Annotated in this window: 2 protein-coding genes; both read right to left on the bottom strand. The window is 54.1% G+C overall.

All coding sequences use genetic code 11. From position 1 onward, the window contains the following. On the bottom strand, positions 1-226 hold a 226-nt coding region (locus KW835_RS26590), incomplete at its 3' end, for a hypothetical protein (protein WP_218387752.1). Between the two features lie 118 nt (positions 227-344). Continuing rightward, positions 345-617 (bottom strand): hypothetical protein, encoded by a 273-nt coding sequence (locus tag KW835_RS26585; protein ID WP_218387751.1) that lies wholly within the window; start codon positions 615-617, stop codon positions 345-347. Between the last annotated feature and the right edge of the window lie 353 nt (positions 618-970).

Raw genomic sequence — 970 nt, 5'->3', positions numbered from 1 at the left:
ATATGAACTCTGACAAACGCGTCGGGTAGCCCGGCTTGATGATCTTGCCTTTGAATCGAATATGCCAATCTGGATCGAAGACGCGGCATGGATGAATTTGAAGACCTCCTTCAACATAGTTCGTAGTCAGAGGAAGCAGATCCGGATCCGGCCTTGCCAGTAGTTCAATTTCATGGCTAGGCGCGAGCACGACCTCTTCGCATGTCATTTCCAGATAGAGCGTCATCTCCTGCGTCGTGTCGTTCCGAAACTCGCCTACGACAATATATTCACACGGTGTCATGTTCGAGCGGCCCAACGTCTGAATTCAGCGACCGCCGAAGGCGGTCCGCCGGAATGATGAGCTAGGCCGCATAAGAGCGCGCCTTTGCCGTGGCTCGAACGACAGCAGCCCAAGTTGTCTCATCAGGATCAAGCTCGGGGAACGCACTTATCGCGGGGTTGATGATCTTTTCACTGACCTCTGCCATGACTTCGCCGAAAACGCGCTTGAGACGCTGCTGATCCTCTAGATCAAGGCTGACGAGCGCGTCACGAAGCGCCTCGTTCAAGGCGGCCATTGCATCGATTCCGCCGTCGCGGATGTGTCGCGCACAATCGATATTAGGTAGTTTCATGGTGATCCCCGGAGAAAGTTTTGGTGACCGAGGCCTAACGTCGAAATTCAGCGGGCGCCGAAGGCGTCCGCTGCAATGACCAGTTAGGTGGGTGGCGCTGGAGGCTGGAACAGGTGGACATTACTTCTGAAGTTAGGTTGTAGCGCATCCGGAATCTGGCTTAGGAATCTTTCGAAATTTGAGAATGCGGAAGCAGATACATATCCAGAGGGGCGTCGCGCAAAAATGACCCAGGGCTTGGCTTGCGGACCCTGGTCATGCAGTATTGCGATCCAGTCCGTCCCTATCACGCGAAAGTGAAAGCTCCTCCAAACACTCCCGTTTCCGTTGATGCGTCGTCCTTCATAGACAAG

The sequence above is a fragment of the Acidovorax sp. sic0104 genome, from assembly GCF_019219095.1.
Classification (GTDB): Bacteria; Pseudomonadota; Gammaproteobacteria; order Burkholderiales; family Burkholderiaceae_C; genus Acidovorax.
This window is presented reverse-complemented; position numbering and strand designations above follow the sequence as displayed.

What these genes read in the sequence shown, in the direction of transcription:
- KW835_RS26585 (WP_218387751.1), bottom strand. Translation starts at nt 617, where the DNA reads ATGAAACTACCTAATATCGATTGTGCGCGACACATCCGCGACGGCGGA.